This window comes from Pseudomonas sp. OTU750018, assembly GCF_011636575.1.
GTDB lineage: Bacteria > Pseudomonadota > Gammaproteobacteria > Pseudomonadales > Pseudomonadaceae > Aquipseudomonas > Aquipseudomonas peli.
On sequence record NZ_JAAPAU010000001.1, the window covers coordinates 466,279 to 487,922 of the forward strand.

The 21,644-nt window shown below is 60.9% G+C and carries 20 protein-coding genes; 4 read left to right on the forward strand and 16 right to left on the reverse strand.

The window, feature by feature from the left end:
- Positions 1-68 precede the first annotated feature (68 nt).
- Positions 69-395 carry a Grx4 family monothiol glutaredoxin gene (gene grxD, locus HCI85_RS02345; protein ID WP_090248284.1) on the reverse strand — a complete coding sequence of 109 codons (327 nt, stop codon included), beginning with the start codon at positions 393-395 and terminating at the stop codon, positions 69-71.
- 120 nt (positions 396-515) lie between these two features.
- Positions 516-2,624, reverse strand: a complete 2,109-nt coding sequence (locus HCI85_RS02350) for a molybdopterin oxidoreductase family protein (protein WP_167141570.1) — start codon at positions 2,622-2,624, stop codon at positions 516-518.
- Between the two features lie 308 nt (positions 2,625-2,932).
- Between HCI85_RS02350 and argF the strand changes: the two genes are divergently transcribed.
- Both argF and HCI85_RS02360 read left to right on the forward strand, forming a co-directional pair.
- Positions 2,933-3,853, forward strand: a complete 921-nt coding sequence (gene argF / locus HCI85_RS02355; RefSeq protein WP_167141572.1) for an ornithine carbamoyltransferase — start codon at positions 2,933-2,935, stop codon at positions 3,851-3,853.
- On the forward strand, positions 3,850-4,956 hold the full coding sequence (locus HCI85_RS02360; RefSeq protein WP_090248289.1) for an ABC transporter ATP-binding protein: 1,107 nt from the start codon (positions 3,850-3,852) through the stop codon (positions 4,954-4,956). Before argF ends, HCI85_RS02360 begins: the two co-directional genes overlap by 4 nt.
- A 1-nt stretch (position 4,957) precedes the next feature.
- Here the strand turns inward: HCI85_RS02360 and HCI85_RS02365 are convergent, their stop codons facing one another.
- The 4 genes from HCI85_RS02365 to ybaK all read right to left on the reverse strand — a co-directional run bounded on the left by HCI85_RS02365 (position 4,958) and on the right by ybaK (position 8,708).
- The gene (locus tag HCI85_RS02365) at positions 4,958-5,758 is read right to left on the reverse strand and encodes a PhzF family phenazine biosynthesis protein (protein ID WP_167141574.1); all 801 of its coding nucleotides are present in this window, start codon (positions 5,756-5,758) and stop codon (positions 4,958-4,960) included.
- A 132-nt stretch (positions 5,759-5,890) separates the two neighbouring features.
- Positions 5,891-6,667, reverse strand: a complete 777-nt coding sequence (locus tag HCI85_RS02370; RefSeq protein WP_167141576.1) for a substrate-binding periplasmic protein — start codon at positions 6,665-6,667, stop codon at positions 5,891-5,893.
- Between the two features lie 45 nt (positions 6,668-6,712).
- Positions 6,713-8,200, reverse strand: coding sequence for a glycerol kinase GlpK (gene glpK, locus HCI85_RS02375; RefSeq protein ID WP_167141578.1), 1,488 nt, complete (start codon positions 8,198-8,200; stop codon positions 6,713-6,715).
- A 37-nt stretch (positions 8,201-8,237) separates the two neighbouring features.
- Complete coding sequence (ybaK, locus tag HCI85_RS02380; RefSeq protein WP_167141581.1) at positions 8,238-8,708, reverse strand: Cys-tRNA(Pro) deacylase; 471 nt, start codon at positions 8,706-8,708, stop codon at positions 8,238-8,240.
- Between the two features lie 168 nt (positions 8,709-8,876).
- Here ybaK and HCI85_RS02385 point away from each other — a divergent pair, with 168 nt between their 5' ends.
- Positions 8,877-9,635 carry a DeoR family transcriptional regulator gene (locus HCI85_RS02385; RefSeq protein ID WP_090248296.1) on the forward strand — a complete coding sequence of 253 codons (759 nt, stop codon included), beginning with the start codon at positions 8,877-8,879 and terminating at the stop codon, positions 9,633-9,635.
- A gap of 166 nt (positions 9,636-9,801) precedes the next feature.
- A complete protein-coding gene (gene glpD / locus HCI85_RS02390) occupies positions 9,802-11,343 on the forward strand; it encodes a glycerol-3-phosphate dehydrogenase (protein WP_167141583.1) in 1,542 nt (513 codons plus the stop codon).
- A gap of 9 nt (positions 11,344-11,352) precedes the next feature.
- Here glpD and HCI85_RS02395 read toward each other — a convergent pair whose 3' ends face one another.
- From HCI85_RS02395 to HCI85_RS02440, 10 genes are all read right to left on the reverse strand, one after another.
- Positions 11,353-12,078: a TadE/TadG family type IV pilus assembly protein gene (locus HCI85_RS02395; RefSeq protein ID WP_167141585.1), complete on the reverse strand. Its 726-nt coding sequence runs from the start codon at positions 12,076-12,078 to the stop codon at positions 11,353-11,355.
- Complete coding sequence (locus HCI85_RS02400; protein WP_167141586.1) at positions 12,050-12,502, reverse strand: tetratricopeptide repeat protein; 453 nt, start codon at positions 12,500-12,502, stop codon at positions 12,050-12,052. The genes HCI85_RS02395 and HCI85_RS02400 overlap by 29 nt, the downstream gene beginning before the upstream one ends.
- A complete protein-coding gene (locus HCI85_RS02405; protein WP_167141589.1) occupies positions 12,490-12,843 on the reverse strand; it encodes a DUF192 domain-containing protein in 354 nt (117 codons plus the stop codon). The genes HCI85_RS02400 and HCI85_RS02405 overlap by 13 nt, the downstream gene beginning before the upstream one ends.
- Positions 12,843-13,721 (reverse strand): type II secretion system F family protein, encoded by an 879-nt coding sequence (locus tag HCI85_RS02410; protein WP_167141591.1) that lies wholly within the window; start codon positions 13,719-13,721, stop codon positions 12,843-12,845. Before HCI85_RS02410 ends, HCI85_RS02405 begins: the two co-directional genes overlap by 1 nt.
- Before the next feature lie 2 nt (positions 13,722-13,723).
- Positions 13,724-14,581 carry a type II secretion system F family protein gene (locus HCI85_RS02415; protein WP_160085080.1) on the reverse strand — a complete coding sequence of 286 codons (858 nt, stop codon included), beginning with the start codon at positions 14,579-14,581 and terminating at the stop codon, positions 13,724-13,726.
- Positions 14,582-16,219 carry an ATPase, T2SS/T4P/T4SS family gene (locus HCI85_RS21075; protein WP_167141593.1) on the reverse strand — a complete coding sequence of 546 codons (1,638 nt, stop codon included), beginning with the start codon at positions 16,217-16,219 and terminating at the stop codon, positions 14,582-14,584.
- A gap of 9 nt (positions 16,220-16,228) precedes the next feature.
- A complete protein-coding gene (locus HCI85_RS02425) occupies positions 16,229-17,680 on the reverse strand; it encodes a type II and III secretion system protein family protein (protein WP_167141595.1) in 1,452 nt (483 codons plus the stop codon).
- Positions 17,681-17,786: 106 nt separating this feature from the next.
- Positions 17,787-19,838 (reverse strand): Flp pilus assembly protein CpaB, encoded by a 2,052-nt coding sequence (gene cpaB, locus HCI85_RS02430; protein WP_167141597.1) that lies wholly within the window; start codon positions 19,836-19,838, stop codon positions 17,787-17,789.
- A 113-nt stretch (positions 19,839-19,951) separates the two neighbouring features.
- Positions 19,952-20,977, reverse strand: a complete 1,026-nt coding sequence (locus HCI85_RS02435) for a hypothetical protein (protein ID WP_167141599.1) — start codon at positions 20,975-20,977, stop codon at positions 19,952-19,954.
- Complete coding sequence (locus tag HCI85_RS02440; protein ID WP_167141601.1) at positions 20,977-21,642, reverse strand: hypothetical protein; 666 nt, start codon at positions 21,640-21,642, stop codon at positions 20,977-20,979. Before HCI85_RS02440 ends, HCI85_RS02435 begins: the two co-directional genes overlap by 1 nt.
- Positions 21,643-21,644: the final 2 nt, after the last annotated feature.

The following is a 21,644-nucleotide window of genomic DNA, read 5'->3' on the forward strand; positions in this document are numbered from 1 at the left end:
GCAAACCACTGCGCCATAAACAACAAACCCCGCACTTGGCGGGGTTTGTTGTTTATGGCGCAGCCGAATTAAGCGCTGGCTTTCTGCACGGCGTCCTTGATCAGGGTCTGCAGCTCACCCTTATCAAACATTTCCGCGAGGATGTCGCTGCCGCCGACCAGTTCACCGCCCACCCACAGCTGCGGGAAGGTTGGCCAGTTGGCGTACTTCGGCAAGTTGGCGCGGATTTCCGGGTTTTGCAGGATGTCGACGTAGGCGAATTTTTCGCCACAGGCCATCACAACCTGCGCAGCTTTGGAGGAAAAGCCGCACTGTGGAGCGTTCGGCGAGCCTTTCATGTATAGCAGAACGGTGTTATTGCCGATCTGTTCTTTGATAGTTTCGATGATATCCATTGGGCACCTCAGGACTTAACTTCCCGACTCACGGGTCGGCACGGTGGCGGCATTGTAACGAAAAGCCGAGCGTGATGCTCGGCCTTCCCTGCCACTTTACTTATGCCGAATATCGCCTGATCAGGCCGCCTCAACCTGCACCGGCACACCGTTCAGCGCTGCATTACCGGACAAGGCGTCGAGTTGTCGCTCATCGGTCAGGTCATTGGCGCTGGCGCCTGGCTGCTCGCTGGCGATGCTCATCTGCACGCCGGGGCGCGCATGCCCCCAGCCATGCGGCAGGCTGACCACACCCGCCATCATGTCTTCACTGGCGGCCACTTCTACCTCAATGACTCCTACCCGCGAACGCACGCGCACCAATTGGCCATCGGTCAGCCCCCGTTGGCTCAGATCCACCGGATGCATCAGCAGCTGATGGCGCGGCTTACCCTTCACCAAGCGGTGATAGTTATGCATCCAAGAATTATTACTGCGCACATGCCGACGACCAATCAGCAGCAGCTCATCCGCCTTGGCAGCAGGCTGCGCGGCAAAGCGCTGCAGATCAGCCATGATCACCGCAGGTGCTGCTTGAATCTGCTTATTGGCGGTTTTCAGACGACCGCTCAGATTGGGTTTAAGCGCCCCTAGGTCGAGCCCATGCGGGTGCTCACGCAGAGCAGCCAACGACAGTTTATGTTCCGACTTGTCGCCGTAACTACCAAACCGCAGACCCATGTCGATCATCTGCTCGGGAGCCATGGTCGGTTTCAGCTCCACGCCCGTCTTGGCGGCAAAGGCCTTGGCCAGACCGACGAAGATTTCCCAGTCATGCAGCGCGCCGACAGGTTTGGCCAGCACCGCCTCATTGAAGCGGGTGACATTGCGCACCGCGAACATATTGAACGTGGTGTCGTAGTGATCATGCTCCAGCGGCCCAGTCGGTGGGAGGATCAGGTCGGCATAGCGGGTGGTTTCATTGATATAGAAGTCGATGCTGAGCATGAACTCCAAACCATCCAACGCTTGCTCCAGCTGACGACCATTGGGCGTGGACAGCACCGGGTTGCCCGCCACTGTGACCAGCGCACGCACCTGCCCTTCGCCCTCATTGAGCATTTCCTCAGCCAAAGCCGACACCGGCAACTCACCGCCGTACTCCGGCAAGCCGGATACGCGACTCTGCCAGCGGTTGAAATGCCCACCGGAGGTTGAGGCCACCAGGTCCACGGCCGGCTCGGTGCAAAGCACGCCACCGACGCGGTCCAGATTGCCAGTGACCAGGTTGATCAACTGCACCAGCCACTGACACAGGGTGCCGAAGGCCTGGGTCGAAACGCCCATGCGCCCGTAACACACCGCCGATTCAGCAGCAGCAAAATCACGCGCCAACTGGCGGATCGTTTGCGCCGGCACGCCGCATTGGGCGCTCATGCTTTCGGCGGTGAAACCGGCAATCGCCTGACGCACCTCATCCAGCCCATCAACTGCCAGGTGACTGGCACGGCCGAGGCTTTCTTCAAACAGGGTATTGAGCAAACCGAACAGCAACGCGGCATCTTGCCCCGGACGCACGAACACATGCTGGTCGGCAATCGCTGCTGTTTCGCTACGCCGTGGATCCACCACCACCAATTTACCGCCGCGCTTCTGGATGGCTTTCAAGCGTTTTTCCACATCCGGTACGGTCATGATGCTGCCGTTGGACGCCAGCGGGTTGCCGCCGAGGATCAACATAAAGTCGGTATGGTCGATGTCCGGAATCGGAATCAGCAGGCCATGGCCGTACATCAGGTGGCTGGTCAGGTGATGCGGCAGCTGATCGACCGAGGTGGCGGAATAGCGGTTACGGGTTTTCAGCTGGCCAAGGAAGTAGTTGCTGTGGGTCATCAGGCCGTAGTTATGCACACTCGGATTGCCCTGATACACCGCCACGGTGTTCTGTCCGTGCCGCGCCTGCAGCTCACTCAGGCGCGTGGCCACCAACTCAAAGGCGTCATCCCATTCGATGGCTTGCCACTCATTGCCCACCCTGCGCATGGGCTGACGCAGACGGTCAGGGTCGCTCTGGATATCCTGCAGGGCCACGGCCTTGGGGCAAATATGGCCACGGCTGAAGCTGTCCTGGGCATCGCCCTTGATCGAACGGATCTGCGTGGAGCCGTCGTCCTGCACTTCGGTCTCAATGGTCAGGCCACAAATGGCTTCACAGAGATGGCATGCACGGTGGTGGAGGGTTTTGGTCATGGCCGAGCCTCTTGTTTTGATTCGATGCACGCAGCACCGTAAACCATGACTATGGCGGCTGCCTGCCCTCTGCACCAGCAGGGTTCGTTACGTGAATTGCCCGGCATCAGGTCGACCGATGGATGGTCTTTTACACAGCCCCTGTAGCTGTGACCGTGCAGGCAATTTGCGCCTGATCGGCGTTTGCTTATAAGATCGCGACTTCCCCGTTTCGTCGCATAGTGCGGCCCCCCAGCCGCAGGTTCTGCCGTTTCTTCTATTTAATTAGGCCATTGAACCTGCGCCCAGCTGTCAAAAGGTAGTTAACGATGAGCGCAAGACACTTTCTCTCGCTGATGGATTGCACACCGGATGAACTGGTGAGCCTGATCCGCCGCGGTATGGAGCTGAAGGACTTGCGCAACCGCGGTGTACTCTTTGAGCCGCTGAAGAATCGCGTACTGGGCATGATCTTCGAGAAGGCCTCGACCCGCACCCGCCTGTCGTTCGAAGCCGGCATGATCCAGCTCGGCGGCCAGGCCATTTTCCTCTCCCCACGTGACACTCAGCTGGGCCGTGGCGAGCCGATCGGCGATGCCGCCATCGTCATGTCGCGCATGCTTGATGCGGTGATGATCCGCACCTTCGCCCACAGCACCTTGACCGAATTCGCCGCCAACTCACGGGTCGCAGTGATCAACGGCCTGTCCGATGACCTGCACCCCTGCCAACTGCTGGCAGACATGCAGACCTATCAGGAGCATCGCGGCAGCATCAAAGGCAAGACCGTGGCCTGGATCGGCGACGGCAACAACATGTGCAACTCCTATATAGAAGCGGCGATGCAGTTCGACTTCCAACTGCGCGTCGCCTGCCCCGAGGGCTATGAGCCAAACGCCACGTTCCTTGCCGCTGCCGGCGAGCGTGTGCAAATCGTGCGCGACCCTCGTGAAGCGGTTGCCGGCGCACACTTGGTAAGCACCGACGTATGGGCCTCAATGGGCCAGGAAGACGAAGCTGCCGAACGCCTGAAGCTGTTCCAGCCCTACCAGGTCAACCGTGCACTGCTCGATGCAGCCGCCGACGACGTGCTGTTCCTGCACTGCCTGCCGGCTCACCGTGGCGAGGAAATCAGCGAAGACCTGCTCGACGACCCGCGCTCGGCCGCCTGGGATCAAGCGGAAAACCGCCTGCATGTACAAAAGGCACTGCTCGAATTTCTGGTTGAACCAGCGTACCACCACGCATGAACCAGCCCCTACTGAACCTACGTGACCTGAGCTGCGGCTACCCCGGACACACGGTGGTACAGAACCTCAATCTGCATCTGAATGCCGGCGATATCGGCTGCCTGCTCGGCCCTTCGGGTTGCGGCAAGACCACGACATTGCGCGCCATCGCCGGTTTTGAGCCGGTGCTGGAGGGCGAGATCCAGCTGGCCGATCAGGTTATCTCCAAAGCTGGCTTTACCTTGGCCCCGGAGAAACGCCGGATTGGCATGGTGTTCCAGGATTACGCACTGTTCCCGCACCTGAGCGTGGCGGAGAACATAGGCTTCGGCATCCGCAAACAACCTAATTGCGAGCGGGTTACCCAGGAGCTGATGGAGCTGGTCAAGCTTGGTCACCTCGGCAAACGCTACCCGCATGAGCTGTCCGGCGGCCAACAGCAACGCGTGGCCCTGGCCCGTGCTCTGGCGCCGGAACCACAGCTGCTGCTGCTTGATGAGCCGTTTTCCAACCTGGATGGCGAGCTGCGCCGGCGCTTGAGCCATGAGGTGCGCGACATTCTCAAAGCCCGTGGCACCAGCGCGATTCTAGTGACCCATGACCAGGAAGAAGCTTTTGCCGTCAGCGATCACGTCGGCGTGTTCAAGGAAGGCAAGCTGGAGCAGTGGGATACCCCATTCAACCTCTACCACGAACCGCTGACGCCGTTTGTCGCCAGCTTTATCGGCCAGGGCTACTTTATTCGCGGCCAGTTGCTCAGCCCGGACTCGGTACAGACCGAACTGGGCCTGATTCGTGGCAACCGTGCCTACAACTGGCCAACCGGCAGTGCGGTCGATGTGCTGCTGCGTCCAGACGATATCGTGTATGACCCGGACAGCACGCAAAAGGCGCTGATCGTCGGCAAGACCTTCCTCGGTGCAGCGACCCTGTATCGCCTGCAACTGCCCACAGGCAGCCAGCTGGAATCAATCTTCCCCAGCCACGCCGATCACCTGCCCGGCCAGCAGGTCGGCATCCGCGTCGCCGCCGACCATCTGGTGGTATTCCCCGCCCCCGGCAGCATCGCCGCCCAGGTCAACCTGGGTGAGTCGGGCGTGCGTCGCTACAGCAGCGACAGCTGACCTACCCCAACAGTAACCGGCCACTGGCAATCAACAACGCCTGGCCGGCAATCTTTACCCGCTCGCCAACCAGCTCACAGTGCAACTCGCCGCCGCGCGCCGAACACTGGAACGCACTCAGCTGGGTCTTGTCCAGACGCTGAGCCCATAAGGGCGTAAGGATGCAATGGGTTGAGCCGGTTACCGGGTCTTCATTGATACCAATAGACGGGGCGAAATAACGTGAGACGAAGTCATGTTGCTCACCAGGCGCGCTGATCAGCAAGCCCAGTCCGGGCAGCGTGGCCACAGCGGCTAGATCGGGCTTATACGCTCGCACCGCCGCTTCGCTCGGCAGAACCGCTAGCAGTTCCTGAATCCCCTGCCCTTCATGCAACGCCAACACACTGTCCACCGGCAACCCCAGCACTCGCTCAACGTCTGCGTGTAAGTCGCACGGTTGCGCGCGGCGCACAGGGAAATCCAGCACCAGCATGCTGCCTGCGCGACTGACCCGCAGCGCACCCGACAAGCAGGTGAAATCAAGTACATCACCTGGCTCACCGTAGACCTCAAACAGCACATGGGCACTGGCCAAGGTGGCATGGCCGCACAGCGGCACTTCGGCCGTAGGAGTAAACCAGCGTATATGCCAGGCCGCGCCTTCTTTCACTACAAAGGCGGTTTCCGCCAGGTTGTGCTCGCCGGCAATCTGCTGCATCAGGGCATCGTCCAGCCAACGATCCAAGCGATAGACCATCGCTGGGTTACCGGTAAACGGTTGCGAGGCAAAGGCATCGACTTGGTGAAATTCAAGCTGCATGGGACGCACTCCGGATTCTTCGTGCGTTAAAGCATGCCGAAAACAGACTCGACATTACCGCTACAGCGGCGGCCAATTACAGCCATACAGCGCGCCCACAAGCCTTGCTCGGCAAGCAGACACCAACCACGGTCAGGGACCCTGCACCCCATACGCCGCCAGTAAAGCCTGCAAACGACCATTGGCCCGATAACGCTGCACACCCTGCTCAAACAACGCGACATAACGTGGACTGCTTTCCAGTGCCGGGGAGAACGCCAGGTAGATCGGCACATCCGGAGCGCGGCACCCGGCTTCACGCAAGCCTCCCGCCTGCCCCTGACTGGCCAGCATGGCCTGCATCACCCAGGCGTTTTCCAGCACTACATCCACCCGGCCGTGCATCAGCTTGCCGATGTTCAAGGCTAGTGCCGTATCACCGGCGGCAATCTGGATGCGCTCGCTGTCAGCGTGGTGCAAGGCGATATAGGTGTTCAGTTCATCGCCATAGCTGTAGTCATTGATGACCCCCAGGCGTTGCTCGGCGAGTGATTCAGTACCGCTAAAATGCCAGGTGGAATCCGGCAAGGTAAAAAAGCAACTACGCGACGACGCAACAGGGGTAGAGCCAAAGAGAAAATCCGGCGCATCCTCAACGCCCGCGCCGATGGCCGCATTCAGCTGGCCGCGGCGCACCTGCTGCAGCGTACGCGCCCAGTTCAGCGCCTGGTACTGCACCTCGATACCGGCTTCGGCAAAGATCTCCCGCGCCAGCTCAACAAATATGCCTGGCCGCTCGGCGCCTGGCTGGCAATTCACCGGGCACCAGATGTCCCCGGCGATCACCAGCGTCTCGGCCCGCGCCCAGCCGGCTACGCCCAGCAGCGTCAACAACAATCCACGAGCAACCAGCTGACGGCATATCGACATGCAGGGCTCCAGAGACCAATAAGCTTGCAGCGAGTTTTACCATCCTCAGCCTTCGCTGCGCACCCTTTTCACCGCATCCAGCCACCCGTCATAGAGTTTGCTGCGATGACTGTCCGCCATGCGCGGATCGAACCGCTGCTGACGGTGCCAATGCCGGGCAATGCTCGCCAAATCCTTATATAGCCCGGCTTGCAGGCCGGCCAGGTAGGCCACGCCGAGCGCTGTGGTTTCCGTGACTTCCGGACGCTCCACCGGCACCCCGAGGATGTCGGCAAGAAACTGCATGACCCAGTTATTCTCCACCATGCCGCCATCGACCCGCAGTGCACTCGGTTCGGCCGCGCCATCCTGGCGCATGGCTTCAAGCAGATCACGGGTCTGATAGCACACTGACTGCAAGCCGGCGGTGACGATTTCCTTGATTCCGGTATCGCGGGTCAAACCAAAGATTGCGCCGCGGGCTTTCGGGTCCCAGTACGGTGCCCCAAGGCCGGTAAACGCTGGAACCAGGTACACGCCGCAGGCATCGCCGGTCTGCTCGGCCATAGCCTCGGTATCACGGGCATGACTGATCAGCTTGATACCGTCGCGCAGCCACTGCACAGCTGCGCCGGCGACGAAAATACTGCCTTCCACCGCATAGGTGACCTGGCCATCGAGACGATAACCGACCGTGGTGAGTAGACGGTTTTTCGAGATCACCGGCGTACTACCGGTGTTCTGGATCATGAAACAGCCGGTGCCATAGGTACTTTTGACCATGCCCGGCTCGAAGCACGCTTGACCGATCAGGGCCGCCTGCTGATCACCGGCCATGCCCAGCACCGGAATCGCAGCGCCGAGCAGATTGGCATCGGTAATGCCGAAATCAGCGGCGCAATCGAGCACCTCCGGCAGCAGGCTGGCGGGAATCTCGAATAGCTTGAGCAGCTCTTCATCCCACTGCTGGGTATGGATATTGAACAACAGGGTGCGCGAGGCGTTGCTGGCGTCAGTCTTGTGCGACTTACCACCGGTCAGGCGCCACAGCAAAAAGGAATCCACGGTACCAAAGCGCAGCTCACCGCGTTCAGCGCGCTCACGGGCACCGGGCACTCTATGCAGAATCCAGCGCAGCTTGGTGGCCGAGAAATATGGGTCAATCAGCAGCCCGGTCTTGGCCGCTACCGCGGCTTCATGCCCGGCATCTTTCAGCTCGGCGCAGTAGTCAGCAGTACGGCGGTCTTGCCAGACAATCGCCGGATGGATCGGTGTACCGGTCTGCGCATCCCACACCAAGGTGGTTTCACGCTGATTGGTGATGCCGATAGCCGCCACATCACTGGCACTCAAACCGCTCTGCTTGAGCGCCTCACGGCAGACCTTGAGAGTACTCAGCCACAGCTCTTCGCCGTCATGTTCAACCCAGCCATCCTGCGGGAAATACTGTTTGAACTCCTGCTGAGCACGCGCGACGGGCAGCCCTTGGGCGCTGAAGACAATTGCCCGGCTGCTGGTGGTGCCTTGGTCGATGGCAAGCAGGTAATGAGACATGCAGATTTCCTTATTTTTATAGGCTGTAGAGCGGCTGCTAGCCGCGACCAATTGGTGCAAAGATTGCCTGCGTCAGCTGGGCCAGCACAGTAGCTTCCAGCTGCACCTCCAGGCCGCGCCGCCCGGCGCTGACGTAGATATTCGGAAAGTGCTGCGCCGATTCGTCAATAAAGGTACGCAGGCGCTTCTTCTGCCCCAGCGGGCTGATGCCGCCGAGCAGGTAACCGGTAGCACGCTGTGCAGCAGCGGGGTCGGCCATATCGGCTTTCTTCACCCCGGCTGCCTGCGCCAGGGCCTTCAGGTCAAGCGTGCCGGCCACCGGCACCACCGCCACCAGCAGCTCGCCTTTCTCACTGGCGGCCAGCAGCGTCTTGAATACCTGAGCGGGCTCAAGGTTGAGCTTTTCCGCCGCTTCCAGGCCATAGGAAGCGGCTTTGGGGTCATGGTGATAACTGTGCACCTGGTGCGCAGTTTTAGCCTTTTTCAGCAGATCGATAGCAGGCGTCATGTTCGAATGTGAAAACAATCTGACAAAGTTGGCGTACCTTAGCCGAAAAAACTGCCGGGAGCAGTTTTTAACGTCGCGTAGCGACGGCCCGAAGGGTGGCCGCTGCGGACGGTAGGCCATAAAATCCGCGCGGCAGCCTATAATGGCGCGCACTTTCAAGGAGTTTTCATGACCCTGCCGCCACGCCAACACGACATTCTCGAACTCGCCCGCGAACGCGGCTATGTCAGCATCGACGAGTTGGCCCAGGCGTTTGCCGTCACCCCGCAGACCATTCGCCGCGACATCAATCAGCTTGCCGAGCAAGGTCTGCTGCGCCGCACCCATGGCGGAGCAGCCAGTGAAAGCTCCAGTACGCAGAACACCGCCTACAGCATGCGCGCCGGGCAGATGCGCGATGAAAAGCAACGCATCGCAGCAGCCATTGCCGCACAGATCCCCAACCACGCCTCGCTCTTCATCAACATTGGTACCACCACCGAAGCCATTGCCCGTGAGCTGCTCGGCCACAAGGGCCTGAAGATCATCACCAACAACCTGCATGTAGCGGCCCAGCTCAGCGCCAAGGCCGACTTCGAAGTGCTGTTGGCCGGCGGTACGGTGCGCAGCGACGGCGGCATCGTCGGCCAAGCAGCGGTGGATTTTATCCAGCAGTTCAAGGTCGATTTCGCCCTGGTCGGCATCAGTGGCATCGATGAAGACGGCAGTCTGCTCGACTTCGACTACCAGGAAGTGCGGGTCTCCCAGGCTATTATCAGCAATGCGCGCCAGGTATTTCTGGCCGTCGACTCCAGCAAGTTCGGCCGCAACGCAGTCGTGCGTCTGGGCTCGGTCGCCCTGGTCGATCGGGTGTTCACCGATGCCGCGCCGTCCGCGGCCATAAACCGCCTGCTCACCGAGCACAAAGTACACCTCGACCTGGTGTGAGACCGCCAGCACTCGCCCACTCACCTGCCTAGCCGATATCCCGTTACCAATTCCTCACAACCGCTGAGCGCGAAAGCGCACTTCGGGGTGGCGAAGCCGTGCATATTCGACTAGCATATTTTCGAAAGTGAACATTTAAAGTTCAATACTGACTTTCGGTGCCGCCATGCCTACTCGTCCCGCCAGCAACACTCCACTCGCTGAAGTCTATGACCTTGCCGTGATCGGCGGCGGTATCAATGGTGTCGGGATTGCCGCCGATGCAGCCGGGCGCGGTTTGTCCGTGTTCCTTTGCGAAAAGGACGACCTGGCGCAACACACCTCGTCGGCCAGCAGCAAACTGATCCATGGCGGCCTGCGCTACCTGGAGCACTATGAATTCCGCCTGGTGCGCGAAGCACTGGCCGAGCGGGAAGTGCTGCTTAGCAAAGCCCCACATATCGTCAAACCTATGCGTTTTATCCTCCCCCACCGCCCGCACCTGCGCCCGGCCTGGATGATCCGTGCCGGGCTGTTTCTCTATGATCATCTGGGCAAGCGCGAGCAACTGGCAGGCTCGCGTAGCCTGCGCTTTGGCGCCGGCAGCCCGTTGAAAAGCGAGATCAGCCGCGGTTTCGAGTATTCCGATTGCTGGGTTGATGACGCCCGCCTAGTGGTACTCAACGCCATGGCAGCCCGCGAGCAAGGCGCTCACGTGCACAGTCGCACCCGTTGCGTCAGTGCGCGGCGCAGCAAGGGCCTGTGGCATATCCACCTGGAACGCAGCGACGGTAGCCTGTTTTCAATCCGCGCCCGCGCTCTGGTCAATGCTGCCGGCCCTTGGGTCGCGCGGTTTATCCGCGAGGATCTGAAACAGGAATCGCCTTACGGCATCCGCCTGATTCAAGGCAGCCATATCGTGGTGCCGCAGTTGTTCGAAGGCGAGCAGGCCTACATCCTGCAAAACGAGGACCGCCGCATCGTCTTTGCCATCCCCTATCAGGAGCGTTTCACCCTGATCGGCACCACAGACCGCGAATACCAGGGCGACCCAGCCAAAGTGGCGATCAGCGAGGAAGAAACCGACTACCTGCTGAACGTGGTCAACGCCCACTTCAAGAAGCAGCTGCAGCGCAGCGACATCCTGCACACCTATGCCGGCGTGCGGCCGCTGTGTGATGACGAATCGGACGACCCATCGGCAGTCACCCGTGACTACACCCTATCGCTCTCCGCTCATCCCGGCGAAGCGCCGTTACTATCGGTGTTCGGCGGCAAGCTCACCACTTACCGCAAGCTTGCCGAGTCGGCGCTGGCGCAACTGGCGCCCTTCTTCCCCAAGATGGGTCCAAGTTGGACCGCCAGCAGCCTGCTGCCCGGCGCCGAACAAATGGACAGTCAGAGCGCGCTGATTGAAGCCCTGTGCGCCCGCTTTGGCTGGCTGCCCACCTCACTGGCGCGGCGCTGGGCCAGCAGCTACGGCAGCCGCAGCTGGTTGATGCTCAAAGGCGTGAGCAACCTCAGCGACCTGGGCGAACACCTGGGCGGTGGCCTGTACACCCGCGAAGTCGACTACCTGTGCCAGGAAGAATGGGCCATGCAGGCAGACGATATTCTCTGGCGCCGCAGCAAACTCGGCCTGTTCACCACCCCAGCGCAGCAAGCCAAACTCAACAGCTACCTGCGCATCGAATCACCGCGCAGCCCGGAAGATGCTCACGCGGCGTAAATGATTGTTTCAGGGACAGAGCATCTTCTTGCCCGCCCCGCAGTTTTCCGTGTCATGGACGGCTGCCGACTGCATTCGCACGGTAGCCTCGGACGTCAGGACAAACCCCTTGCGCTGGCCACAAATGGCCGCGTACTGATCCCATGATTGCCTGGAGTTCTCGCTGAAGCTGCCGCCGGATTGGCGCTGATTGAATTTCGATGCGCTGCTGAGCAGGTGTTCGACCATCGGCACGATCAGTTTCACGCAATACTGCACGCGGATTTTCAGCAGGTTGGCGTCTTGAATCGACACTGGGTTCTGCTGGGCCGAGCGGTACATCAGGTTGTCATTGGGGATGGCTTGAGCGGTTTGGCCGCTGCTCAGCAACCCGACATGGGGCGCCTGCCAGGCGCTGAAGCTGTTGAGCGCTGGGCTGATGCGGGTGATCAGCACGAAGTTGTCGACCTCCTCGGCGGTTTTGTCCATCCGCTCGGCCTCCGGATACTGCGAGAACATGGGGTACATGCCACGCAGCAGGCCACGGCGCATGCTTTCGTACTGCGCGTTGTTCACCGCACCGAGGCGAGCCGCCTGGAATGTCGCGTAGTTCAGTTCGCTTTTCGCCGAGTAGATCAACGTCGCTTGAAACGCCCCGAAGATCAGCAGAATCAACACCGGAATGATGATCAGGAACTCAACCATGGCCTGCCCACGATCCAACCGGCTACTCGGTACTGGCTGGGGCGTGCTCATCAAACACCTCAATCAGTTGCTCCGCGCGTTTCAGGGCCGATTGTGCTCTGGGGTTTTTCCGGTCCAGATAACGCCGTGCCTCCATGGCTGTCAGCGTTAGCTCTTGCGCTTGTAGTTGCATCAGGTTGTACCAGGCGCCGGCGTGCTGCGGGTCACGCAGCAAGGCTTCGCGGTAGATCTGGATCGCCAGGCCATGATTGCCTTCGCGCGCCAGGCTATTGGCCAGGCGATAACGGGTGTCGGCATCGGTGGGCATGCGCGTCGCCAGCTTGGCGTAATACTCGCTGGAACGTGGGTAGTTGCCTTTGGCGTAGGCCTGTTGCGCCTGGCGCTCAAGGTCGAGCAGGTCGTTGGAGCTGCCAAGCCCAAGCCCGGCGCAGCCCTGCAACAGAACGCTCAGGGCGATGATGATTAAGCCACGCATTGGATCTGGTCCCCCGCTGTAATGTTCAGCCGCTGGCATTCGCCGGCGGCCATTTCGATAACGCTGTTGGCTGGCCAGCACAGGCTCAGTTGCCAGGGCCGCAGCTGGGCGCGGATATGCAGCACCCGCTGTTGCTCATCCAGGTAGATCACATCAATGGCAAAACGCATAAACCAGCAATGCACGGAGTTACACGGCCGCAGCCATAAGCCGTGGCCGGCTGGCAGGGTTTTGTAGCCGAGCAAACCGCGCAGCCGCGCCCAGGGTGTGTGGGCGAGTTGCAGCTGCAAGCGGCTCGCTGGGCGATGGCCATGCGCATGCAGGACGAGGGCTTTAGGCATCAGGTTTCCCCCATAAACTTGACCACAATCGGGAACAGCAAGATCACGAAGGTCAGCGGGAAGATGAACATGATCAGCGGGATGATCAGCTTCACGGGGGCCTGCATGGCGGTTTTCTCGGCGCGCTGAAAGCGCTCTTCCAGGCGCTGCTGGGCCTGTATCTGCAGGGTGTTGCGCAGGCTGCTGCCCATCTTCTCGGCCTGCACCACCGAGCGCACGAAGGTGGTGACATCCTTCAGGTTAATGCGTTGCTCCATGCGCGCCAGCGCTTCGGCGCGTGGCAGGCCGGAACGGATATCGCGCAGCACGATGCGGAACTCGTTTTTCATGGCGCCATCCGGGCCTTTATCCACGGCCTGCTGCAAGGCACCGAGGAAGTTCAGGCCGGCGTCGACGCACATGGACAGGTATTCGAGAAACACCGGCAGGTTGCGCACGATGTCGCGGTCGCGGCGTTTATGTGTGTCGCTGATCCACATGACGGGCAAGGCGGCGCCCATCAGCAGCATCAGCAACACCACCGACCAGAGAATGCCGCTCTTGCCGCTGGCCATCGGCAGGATCGCCAGCACCGGAAACAGCAGCGCCATGGTGATGCACAGGGCGAGAAAGTCTTCGGCCGTGAGCACATAAAGCGCCCCGGTACGCTGCATGCGTACGTCCAGCCAGTCCATCAGTTTGGGCGGCAGGTTGCTGCAGGCAAAGTGACTGACCAGGCGCACCAGCGGCCAAACCGGGCGTATCCAGCTCGGCACCGGGTCCATGTAGGTGCGGTTTTCTGCGGGCAGCAGAGTGAACAACGACAACACCGCAAGCAGGACGCAGGTGACGGTCACCCCCAGGCTGGCGCTGCTGAACAGGACAAGAAGTTCGCTCATGATCAGGCGTCAATCCGGGTAATTTTTTTGATGAACATAAAGCCCAGCACTTCCATCACCACCATCACCGCCAGCACCATCAGGCCGTTGCGGGTGGTGTAGAGCTGGCGCATGGCTTCCGGCTCAATAAAGCTGAGGATGATGGCCAGCATGATCGGCAGCATGGCCATGAATGTGCCCTGGGCACGGCCCTGGGCGGTGAGGCTGTCGATCTTGCCCTCCATGACTTTTTTCCGCCGCAGCATGGCGGCCATGCCGTTGATGGTTTCCACCAGGTTGCCGCCCACTTCGCGGCTGATGCGAATGGCCGAACTGGCCATGATGAATGAGGGCAACGGCAGGCGTTTTTCCAGCTTGATCAGCGCTTCTTCCAGGGTGACGCCGAGGCGGATGTTCTTGATCAGCAGGCCGAACTCCTGGTTCAGCGGCGCTGGCGACTGATGCACCACGTTCTCCAGCGCCATGTTCAGGCTGGCGCCGGATTGCAGGCTGCTGGACAGCAGCATGAAAGCATCGGGCAGCTGCTCTTCGAACTTCTTCAACCGTGCCTTGCGCAGGTGATTGAACATCAGGTGCGGGGTGAACAGGGTGACGACAATGCCCGCTGCCGTGACCACCGGCAGTTGGAACAACAGTTCGAGCAGCACCGGCACCAGCAACAGCAGCACCAGGGTGAGAATGACCACTTGCCGGCCGCTGGTGAAAATAAACATGTCGGCCATTTCCAGCTCGGCGCGACGGGAAAACTGCCGGCGGTAATGGTCCAGGTTGTCGGCCACCCGCCGGCTGATCAGCAAGGCCAGCGCGCAGACCGAAACGGCCAGCAGCAGCGCGCACAGCACCAGCCACACGGCGGCCACTTACAGGCGCTCCGGGGTGTGGAAGATGTCCATGTTCACGCCAATGCCGCGCTTGCTCAGCGCCTCGTAGAACTCTGGGATCTGTCCGGTGGCTCGGTAATGGCCCTTGACCCGGCCGTGCTCGTCGAAGCCCTGTTGCTGATAGGCAAAGATCTCGTTGAGCAGAATCGTGCTCTGCTCCATGCCGGTGACTTCGGTGATGCTGATGATGCGCCGCGAGCCATCGCCAAAGCGTGTTTGCTGCACGATCAGCTGCACGGCCGAGGAGATTTGCTCGCGAATGGCTTGCACGGGCAAATCCATACCGGCCATCAGCACCATCACTTCCAGACGGCGCAGCATGTCGCGCGGCGAGTTGGCGTGGCCGGTGGTCAGTGAGCCATCGTGACCGGTGTTCATTGCCTGCAGCATGTCCAGGGCTTCCCCGCCGCGACACTCGCCGACCACGATGCGATCCGGGCGCATGCGCAGGCAGTTGCGCACCAGGTCACGAATGGTCACCTGGCCCTTACCCTCCATGTTGGCCGGGCGCGCCTCCAGGGAGACCACGTGGGGTTGCACCAACTTCAACTCGGCCGCGTCTTCGATGGTCACCACGCGTTCATCCAGCGGGATGAAGTTGGAGAGAATGTTCAGCAGCGTGGTTTTGCCCGAGCCGGTGCCGCCAGACACCACGATGTTCATCCGCTGCTCCACGGCGATACGCAGAAATTCGACCATGGGTTCATTGATCGAGCCATAGCCCAGCAAGTCATCGGTGGTGAGCTTCTTCTCCGAGAATTTACGGATGGTCAGGCACGGCCCACGCAGCGCCAGCGGCGGGATGATGGCGTTGACCCGCGAGCCATCTTTGAGGCGGGCATCGACCATCGGTGAGCTTTCATCGATGCGCCGCCCCAGCGGCGAAATGATCCGTTCGATGGTGGACAGCACGGCCGAGTCGGAGCTGAAGCTTATGCCGGTGCGCTCCAGGCGGCCCGAGCGCTCCACGTAAATATCGTCGTAACGGTTGACCATGATTTCCGACACGCTGGGGTCGGCCAGCAAGTCTTCCAGCGGGCCCAAGCCCACGGCTTCGTTGATCACGATCTTGTGCAGAATCTCGCGACTGAGCGTGGCCGGCAGGCGGTGGGCGATCTGCTCGGTAATGCCGTTGATCAACTCGGACAAGCTGTTGCGCACCTCCAGCGGGCCCATGCTGTCGAGGTTCATCCGCCGCAGGTCCATGGCGCGGAACAGTTCCGCCTGCACGTACTGCGACCACTCCATGTAGGGTGCGTTGTCCTCACCGCTGCTGATCGCCGCATCCGGTGGCAGCGGCGTGTCGGCCTCGGTTTCGACCTGCCCAACGGCCCGTACTTGCAGGTTGTAGGCGCCGATGCCGATCAGGTCTTCCGGGCTAAGCGGGCCGAAGCGCTCCACCGGTTTGCCGTTCACCAGCAGCTCGTTGCCACGGCTGATATTTTCCACAAACAGGCCGCCCAGCGATTGCTCTATGCGCGCGTGATTGGGGGCCACCTTCCAGCCGCGCAAGCGCACCAGCCCGGTTCGCGCCTTGCCCACCTCGCATTGCGCCGAGGTGCAGGTGAGCGTGTCGAGCTGCTCGCCGCCTTTATAGGTCACCACCACTTCAAACATGCTCAGCCCTCAATCAATCAGTTCGAGATTGCCAACGGTTTTGGCGTACTTCTCGATCATCTGTTTCTCGCGGGCGAGCTCTTTGACGTTCGGCGAGTCGGCGCCTTCGGTGAGCAGGCGCGGGGTGATAAAAATCACCAATTCAGTGCGATTGCCTTTGAAGCTTTTATTGCGAAACAGAGCGCCGATGTAAGGAATGTTCATCAACCACTTGATGCCTTCAATGGTTGATTGGCTGTCCTCGGTCACCAGGCCGGAGAGCACCAGGGTCTCCCCCACTTTGAGCTGCACTTCGTTCTCGGTGCGGCGGGTTTTGAAGGCTGGGTATTCGCCGACCTGGTTGGCTTTGTCCAGCTGGCTGATTTCCGCCTTGACGTTGGTGGCGATGGTTTCGCCGCCGTACAGTTGCGGCTCGATATTGAGCAGGATGCCGAAGTCCTTGTACTCCACCGAGGGGCCGTTGATGCTGCTGGTCACCACCGGCACCTGACCGCCGACGGTGAGCTCTGCCTTGCCGCCACTGCGGGCGCTGAGCCGTGGCGAGGCCAGGGTCAGGGCCGAGCCGTTTTTCTCCAGCAGGTTGATCCGCGAAGTGATCTCACTGGCCACGCCCCAATAGGCATGGGAACCGACATCGCCAACCGCATCATTAAGGTCGTCGAAGGTGCCGGAGGCGCTGGGGAACTGGCCACGGTAGAGGTTGTTGGTGCCACCGTCGGCGTTAAAGGCGAACGTCGGGCCATTGATGCTGGTGCTCCAGTTGACGCCCAGCTCCTCCACATCGTCCTTGGCGAACTCAGTGATGCGCACATCGAAGTAGATCATCGGCGCGAGGAACTTGGACATCGGCTGAGCCAGCACCAGCAGGTCCGGGTAGCGTGCCTTGAGCAGCTCGATGCGGGTGATGTCGATGGCATCCAGATCGCCGTCGATAACAATCTGCCGGCCGACGGCTTTGATCTGAATGCCGGGAATCTGCCCGAGCATGGCCTTGACCTCTTGCAGCACCTGGGCCGAGTCGGCCTTGGTGGCGGCGCCGGTCTGCTCTTCGGCCAGCACCAGCACGTTCTCATAGAACTTGGCGGCTTCCTTGACCCGTGCCAGGTACTCACTGCTCAGGCGACCCTCCAGCACCACCTGGCGACCCACGGTGCGGATGCGCAGCCCCGGAATATCCGACAGCAAAGCGCGCAGCTCGCCGACCTGGCGGTAGCCATTGGCCTTGGCCACCACCACGCTGACCTCCTGGCGCTGGTCATCGGCAAACCACAATTGCACCGTGGTTTCCCCCGGTGTTTCTGCGGTAATCACCACCTCTTCGTTTTTCAGCATGGTAGCGCTGATGATCTCCACGTTGCCGACGGCCACGCGCTCCACACCGGGGGCCAAGATCACATGCACATCGCCGTCGTACAGCACCATCGACGCGGGAATCTCGTCGGCCTGAACCTGCAGGGCCATGGCGGCACCGCACACTATCGATAACACTCGTAGCCTTTTCATTGTCGCCCCAGCGTGTGCAATTAAGTGAGTCGACGCAGGCACAGCCCGCGCGCGGTGGTGAGGGTTATTCAAGGCGCAGGGTCTGCACGGGAATAACGCCAGCGGTGCCTGTACCGCCGGGAATGAACTGGATCATGCGGGTGGGCTCCAGGCGCTTGTTGCGCGCTTTGCCCGACTGTTCGCTGGGCAGGTTGGCGGCCTGTTCGGCGGCCACCGTCAGGCCGCTGACCAGCACGTTGCCATTGCCATCGACGAGCTTGCCGTTGAGCAGTTTCCCCGTGGCCTTGCCGTCGGCGCCGAATACGGTGTCGCCGCGCAAGGTGCCGATGATGTTGCCCTCGGCATCGCGCACCACGACTTTGGCATCGCCCTGAACCGCCACCTGGGCACCCGCCACCACCTGCCCGGCCAGATCACGGACTTCGCCATTTTTGACGCTGCCGACCTTGCGGCCCTGGGCATCGATAATGTCGTCGCCCACCAGGGTGCCGAGCACCTTGCCGCTGGCATCGCGGGCCACGCGCACGTTGCCCTCAACAGGGCGACCATTGCTGTCGAGCTGAATGTTCTCGACCTGGCCGAGCACCTTGCCGTCGCGGCTCAGCACCTGGCCGTCCTTGACGATGCCGAGGACTTTGCCGTCGGCATCGAGCAGTTGGCCGTCGACCACGCGACCGATGATCTTGCCGTCGGCATCGCGCGCCACTTGGCCCATCTCGCCGACGATCTTGCCTTGGGCGTCTTGCACCATGGTGCTGATACTGCCGAGCAGCTTGCCGTCGAGGTCGTAGGCTTTGCCGTCGCGATAGCTGCCGATCACCTTGCCTTGGGCATCGATGATCTTGTCGCCATCCACCCAGCCAAGAATATTGCCAGCCGCATCCCGCACGACCTGGCGCTCCTGCTGGGCGGGCGCTGCGTGGTTCTGTACCCGCGAGCGGCTCATGTCGACCACGCGGCCCTGGCTGTCGAGCACGACGTTGGCTTCGACCTTGCCCAGCGACTTGCCATCCACGCCGACCGCCTTGCCATCAACGACGTTACCAATGGCGTTGCCGCTGGCATCGATGACCTTGCCGTCGACCACACGACCGAGCACATTGCCCTGCTCGTCGCGCACCACCGTGGCACGTTCATGCATGCGCAACAGCGGGTCATCGCCATTCAGGCCGCGAACGATGTTGCCAATCACGTTGCCGTCGAAGCCCACCGCATGGCCGTCGACAATCTTGCCGAGGATGCGGCCATCGGCGCCGACAATGTTATCGCCGACGATACGACCGATCAGGTTGCCGTCGGCATCCACCACCACGTCGATCAGCTCCTGCGGTGGCGGGTCCAGCAGGTTGGCGACGGTAACTTGACCGAGTGTGGCCATGCTGGTGTCTTTGGGGTGACGCAGGACGGCGACCATTTCCCCGGACTTTTCCGCCAGTTCAACCCGTGCCACCTGAGCCGGCGTGAGCATCAGCGACAGGGTGGAAAAGTTCATGTTGAAGCCGTCGGGCGTGCTCTGGTCGTAGTAGTTCTCGTACTTGTGGCCGCTGGCATCTTCGCGGCCGGCGGCCAGCACGATGATGTCTTCGAGGATGTTGATCACCACATCATCGGCATAGTTGGGCTGCTTTTGCAGGCCGATGTCGCCGGCGGCAAAACTGCCCAGCAGGTCGATGTGGTCGCCGGGGCGCAGCATGCCGTCAAAGGAATTGATCTTGCTGATTTTGACCGTCTTGACCCGCTTGCCCAGCTCGACGTTCTCCGAGAAGCGCGAGACGCGTTCCTGCTCCACGGCATCCCAACTGATGGGCCGACCGCGTTGCAGCGGCGCAACCGTCATGCGGCCTTCAAGCTTGGGCCAGTCCTCGGCCAGAACGACATTGGATGCCAGGTAGTCCTTGGGCACATCCAGGGTGGCGACCAGCTCCGGGGTCAGCACTTGGGCCTTGCCGATGTCCGCCCGTGGCACAACCACCGTGACCTTGGCTTCAACCGGCGGCCGATAGGCATCACGGTACTGGGCTTCCTTGGATTTCAGGTACATCCAGCCCATGGCCCCTGCGAGCACGCCACACGCCACCGCGATGATCAGCAGTTTATTTCCTGATACAGATGACATGGTGCTCCCCAGTGCAAAAAGTGCAGTCAGCGCAAGCGCGCAATGTTTAATCGGTGTCTCTTATGGTTTTTCTATGCGTTTGCAGCGTGTCTGGCGTGGCTCGCGGGTGCGCATCAGTTGTGCCGCAGCGACCACTGTGTCCCGATAACAGGGTCCTTGGTTTGCAGCACAGAGAAGCGTGCCTTGCAGGCGTCCGCCGCGCTGTCTACGTAGCTGACTTGGGCGTCGGGTGCGCTGAACTGGGTGTACACATTGGAGCCAATGACCACGGTTGCGCCTGCTGCCGGCAGCGGATTGACCTGCTCGGCGACCCAGCCATAGGGGCGCACGATGCACAGCGAATGCTTGCTCCAGGCGGCTTCGGTCGCAGGGGTGAGGTAGAGACTGACCAGCTCGCCAATTACTTTGCGCGGACTGGTGAATGCACTGCTGGCCATACCCAGCGCATCGCCCCTTTCATACACCAGGCCGTTGGCCTCGTAGCTGGCGACGTAGGTTTTACCCTCGAAGTACTTCAGCACGTCACGGGTAGCGATGGGCGTCAGCCCCTGAGGTTGTTTGCTCAACGCGCTGCCGGTGGAGGCGTTGTAGTACTTGTTGCCCTTCAGGTACGCGAACCCCAGCACCTCACCACTGGCGTTGGCCAGTGCTTGCAGCACCAGTGGCTTGCCAGTGCTGTCGACGTAAACCTGGCGAGTGCTGAAGCCGGGATACAGAGCCTGGCCATTGAGATCGACCAGGTTGATTTTGGCGAGCTCTACACTGTCGTCCCTGCCAATTTCCTTACCATCGCTGTCGATTAGCTTTTTATTTTCCAGGCGCCCCACATAAACGCCGTTGGCGTCATACACCTCGTCCAGTGCTGCGAGTTTGTCGTTCGCAGGCTGTTGCGGCTCGGTCGGCGGCGGTGACTCAGGCTGGCCGTCATCGAAGCCATCATCCGGGCTGGGGTCGAGGAAACGCACGGCTTCGTTGTTGTACAGCTGAACCTTGTTCATCTCGCTGGAGTAGGTTTTGTAGCTGCTGCGCACGTTGTCGAACAGGCGCTCGACATCGTTGCCCGCCAGCAGCAACGCCGCGCCGGTAACGCCGAGCACCACCAGGTACTCGGTCATGGATTGTCCGCGCTGGGGCTTCATCAGCGATCCATCCGGTTGACCAACACTTGGGTCTTGTCCTGATGGCGTAACAAGCCAACCGTCATCAGTTCACGCTCGCGGCTGTAGCTGAGCACCACGCCGTTGGCCTGTTGGCTGCGCTGCTCCAGGCTCCAGCCTTGCTGCTTGAGTTCGGTTTCGTACCACTGGGCGGTGGTGTTCATGTCTTCTTCATTGAGCAACAGCACCATGCGACCTTGGCGAATGTCGTCATCGCTGCGCATGTCACTGATCACCTGGGCGCCGGGCGGCACCGGCATGCCATCGCCGAGCACTGGCGTCGCGCCAGCGTTTGCCGGGGGGTTGGTGATGACCAATTGGCCGTAGCTGTAGCGGTCGTTCTGGCGCTTTACCTGAATCATCATCATGCACTGTTGATTAATGTGCAGGATCTGCTCCCAGCCGTTGAACGCCGAGAAGTCGACCTCGTCGGCCCAGGCCTCGGCGTAAAAGTCTTTGACGGCCGCCAGGTCGGCAGGCACGCGAAAACTGCGCCCGGCCATGGGCGTCTGGTTCCACTGAATGTTGCTGCCAATACTGGCAACCAGCATGTCCGGCATCAGCGGGAAATCGTCGTAATCACACTCGGCCTGCGCCCAATTGGCGGCCAGTAACGAGGTGAGGAAGAGCAGCGGGATGATTTTCATAG

Bases quoted from the DNA above. Each gene is read 5' to 3' on its own strand.
- HCI85_RS02405 (WP_167141589.1), bottom strand. From the start codon at position 12,843: ATGCCTAAAGCCCTCGTCCTGCATGCGCATGGCCATCGCCCAGCGAGC.
- HCI85_RS02385 (WP_090248296.1), top strand. From the start codon at position 8,877: ATGACCCTGCCGCCACGCCAACACGACATTCTCGAACTCGCCCGCGAA.
- glpD (WP_167141583.1), top strand. From the start codon at position 9,802: ATGCCTACTCGTCCCGCCAGCAACACTCCACTCGCTGAAGTCTATGAC.
- HCI85_RS02370 (WP_167141576.1), bottom strand. From the start codon at position 6,667: ATGTCGATATGCCGTCAGCTGGTTGCTCGTGGATTGTTGTTGACGCTG.
- HCI85_RS02410 (WP_167141591.1), bottom strand. From the start codon at position 13,721: ATGAGCGAACTTCTTGTCCTGTTCAGCAGCGCCAGCCTGGGGGTGACC.
- ybaK (WP_167141581.1), bottom strand. From the start codon at position 8,708: ATGACGCCTGCTATCGATCTGCTGAAAAAGGCTAAAACTGCGCACCAG.
- HCI85_RS02400 (WP_167141586.1), bottom strand. From the start codon at position 12,502: ATGCGTGGCTTAATCATCATCGCCCTGAGCGTTCTGTTGCAGGGCTGC.
- HCI85_RS02435 (WP_167141599.1), bottom strand. From the start codon at position 20,977: ATGAAGCCCCAGCGCGGACAATCCATGACCGAGTACCTGGTGGTGCTC.
- grxD (WP_090248284.1), bottom strand. From the start codon at position 395: ATGGATATCATCGAAACTATCAAAGAACAGATCGGCAATAACACCGTT.
- HCI85_RS02425 (WP_167141595.1), bottom strand. From the start codon at position 17,680: ATGGCCCTGCAGGTTCAGGCCGACGAGATTCCCGCGTCGATGGTGCTG.
- HCI85_RS02440 (WP_167141601.1), bottom strand. From the start codon at position 21,642: ATGAAAATCATCCCGCTGCTCTTCCTCACCTCGTTACTGGCCGCCAAT.
- HCI85_RS02350 (WP_167141570.1), bottom strand. From the start codon at position 2,624: ATGACCAAAACCCTCCACCACCGTGCATGCCATCTCTGTGAAGCCATT.
- cpaB (WP_167141597.1), bottom strand. From the start codon at position 19,838: ATGTCATCTGTATCAGGAAATAAACTGCTGATCATCGCGGTGGCGTGT.
- HCI85_RS02365 (WP_167141574.1), bottom strand. From the start codon at position 5,758: ATGCAGCTTGAATTTCACCAAGTCGATGCCTTTGCCTCGCAACCGTTT.
- HCI85_RS02395 (WP_167141585.1), bottom strand. From the start codon at position 12,078: ATGAGCACGCCCCAGCCAGTACCGAGTAGCCGGTTGGATCGTGGGCAG.
- glpK (WP_167141578.1), bottom strand. From the start codon at position 8,200: ATGTCTCATTACCTGCTTGCCATCGACCAAGGCACCACCAGCAGCCGG.
- argF (WP_167141572.1), top strand. From the start codon at position 2,933: ATGAGCGCAAGACACTTTCTCTCGCTGATGGATTGCACACCGGATGAA.
- HCI85_RS21075 (WP_167141593.1), bottom strand. From the start codon at position 16,219: ATGTTTGAAGTGGTGGTGACCTATAAAGGCGGCGAGCAGCTCGACACG.
- HCI85_RS02360 (WP_090248289.1), top strand. From the start codon at position 3,850: ATGAACCAGCCCCTACTGAACCTACGTGACCTGAGCTGCGGCTACCCC.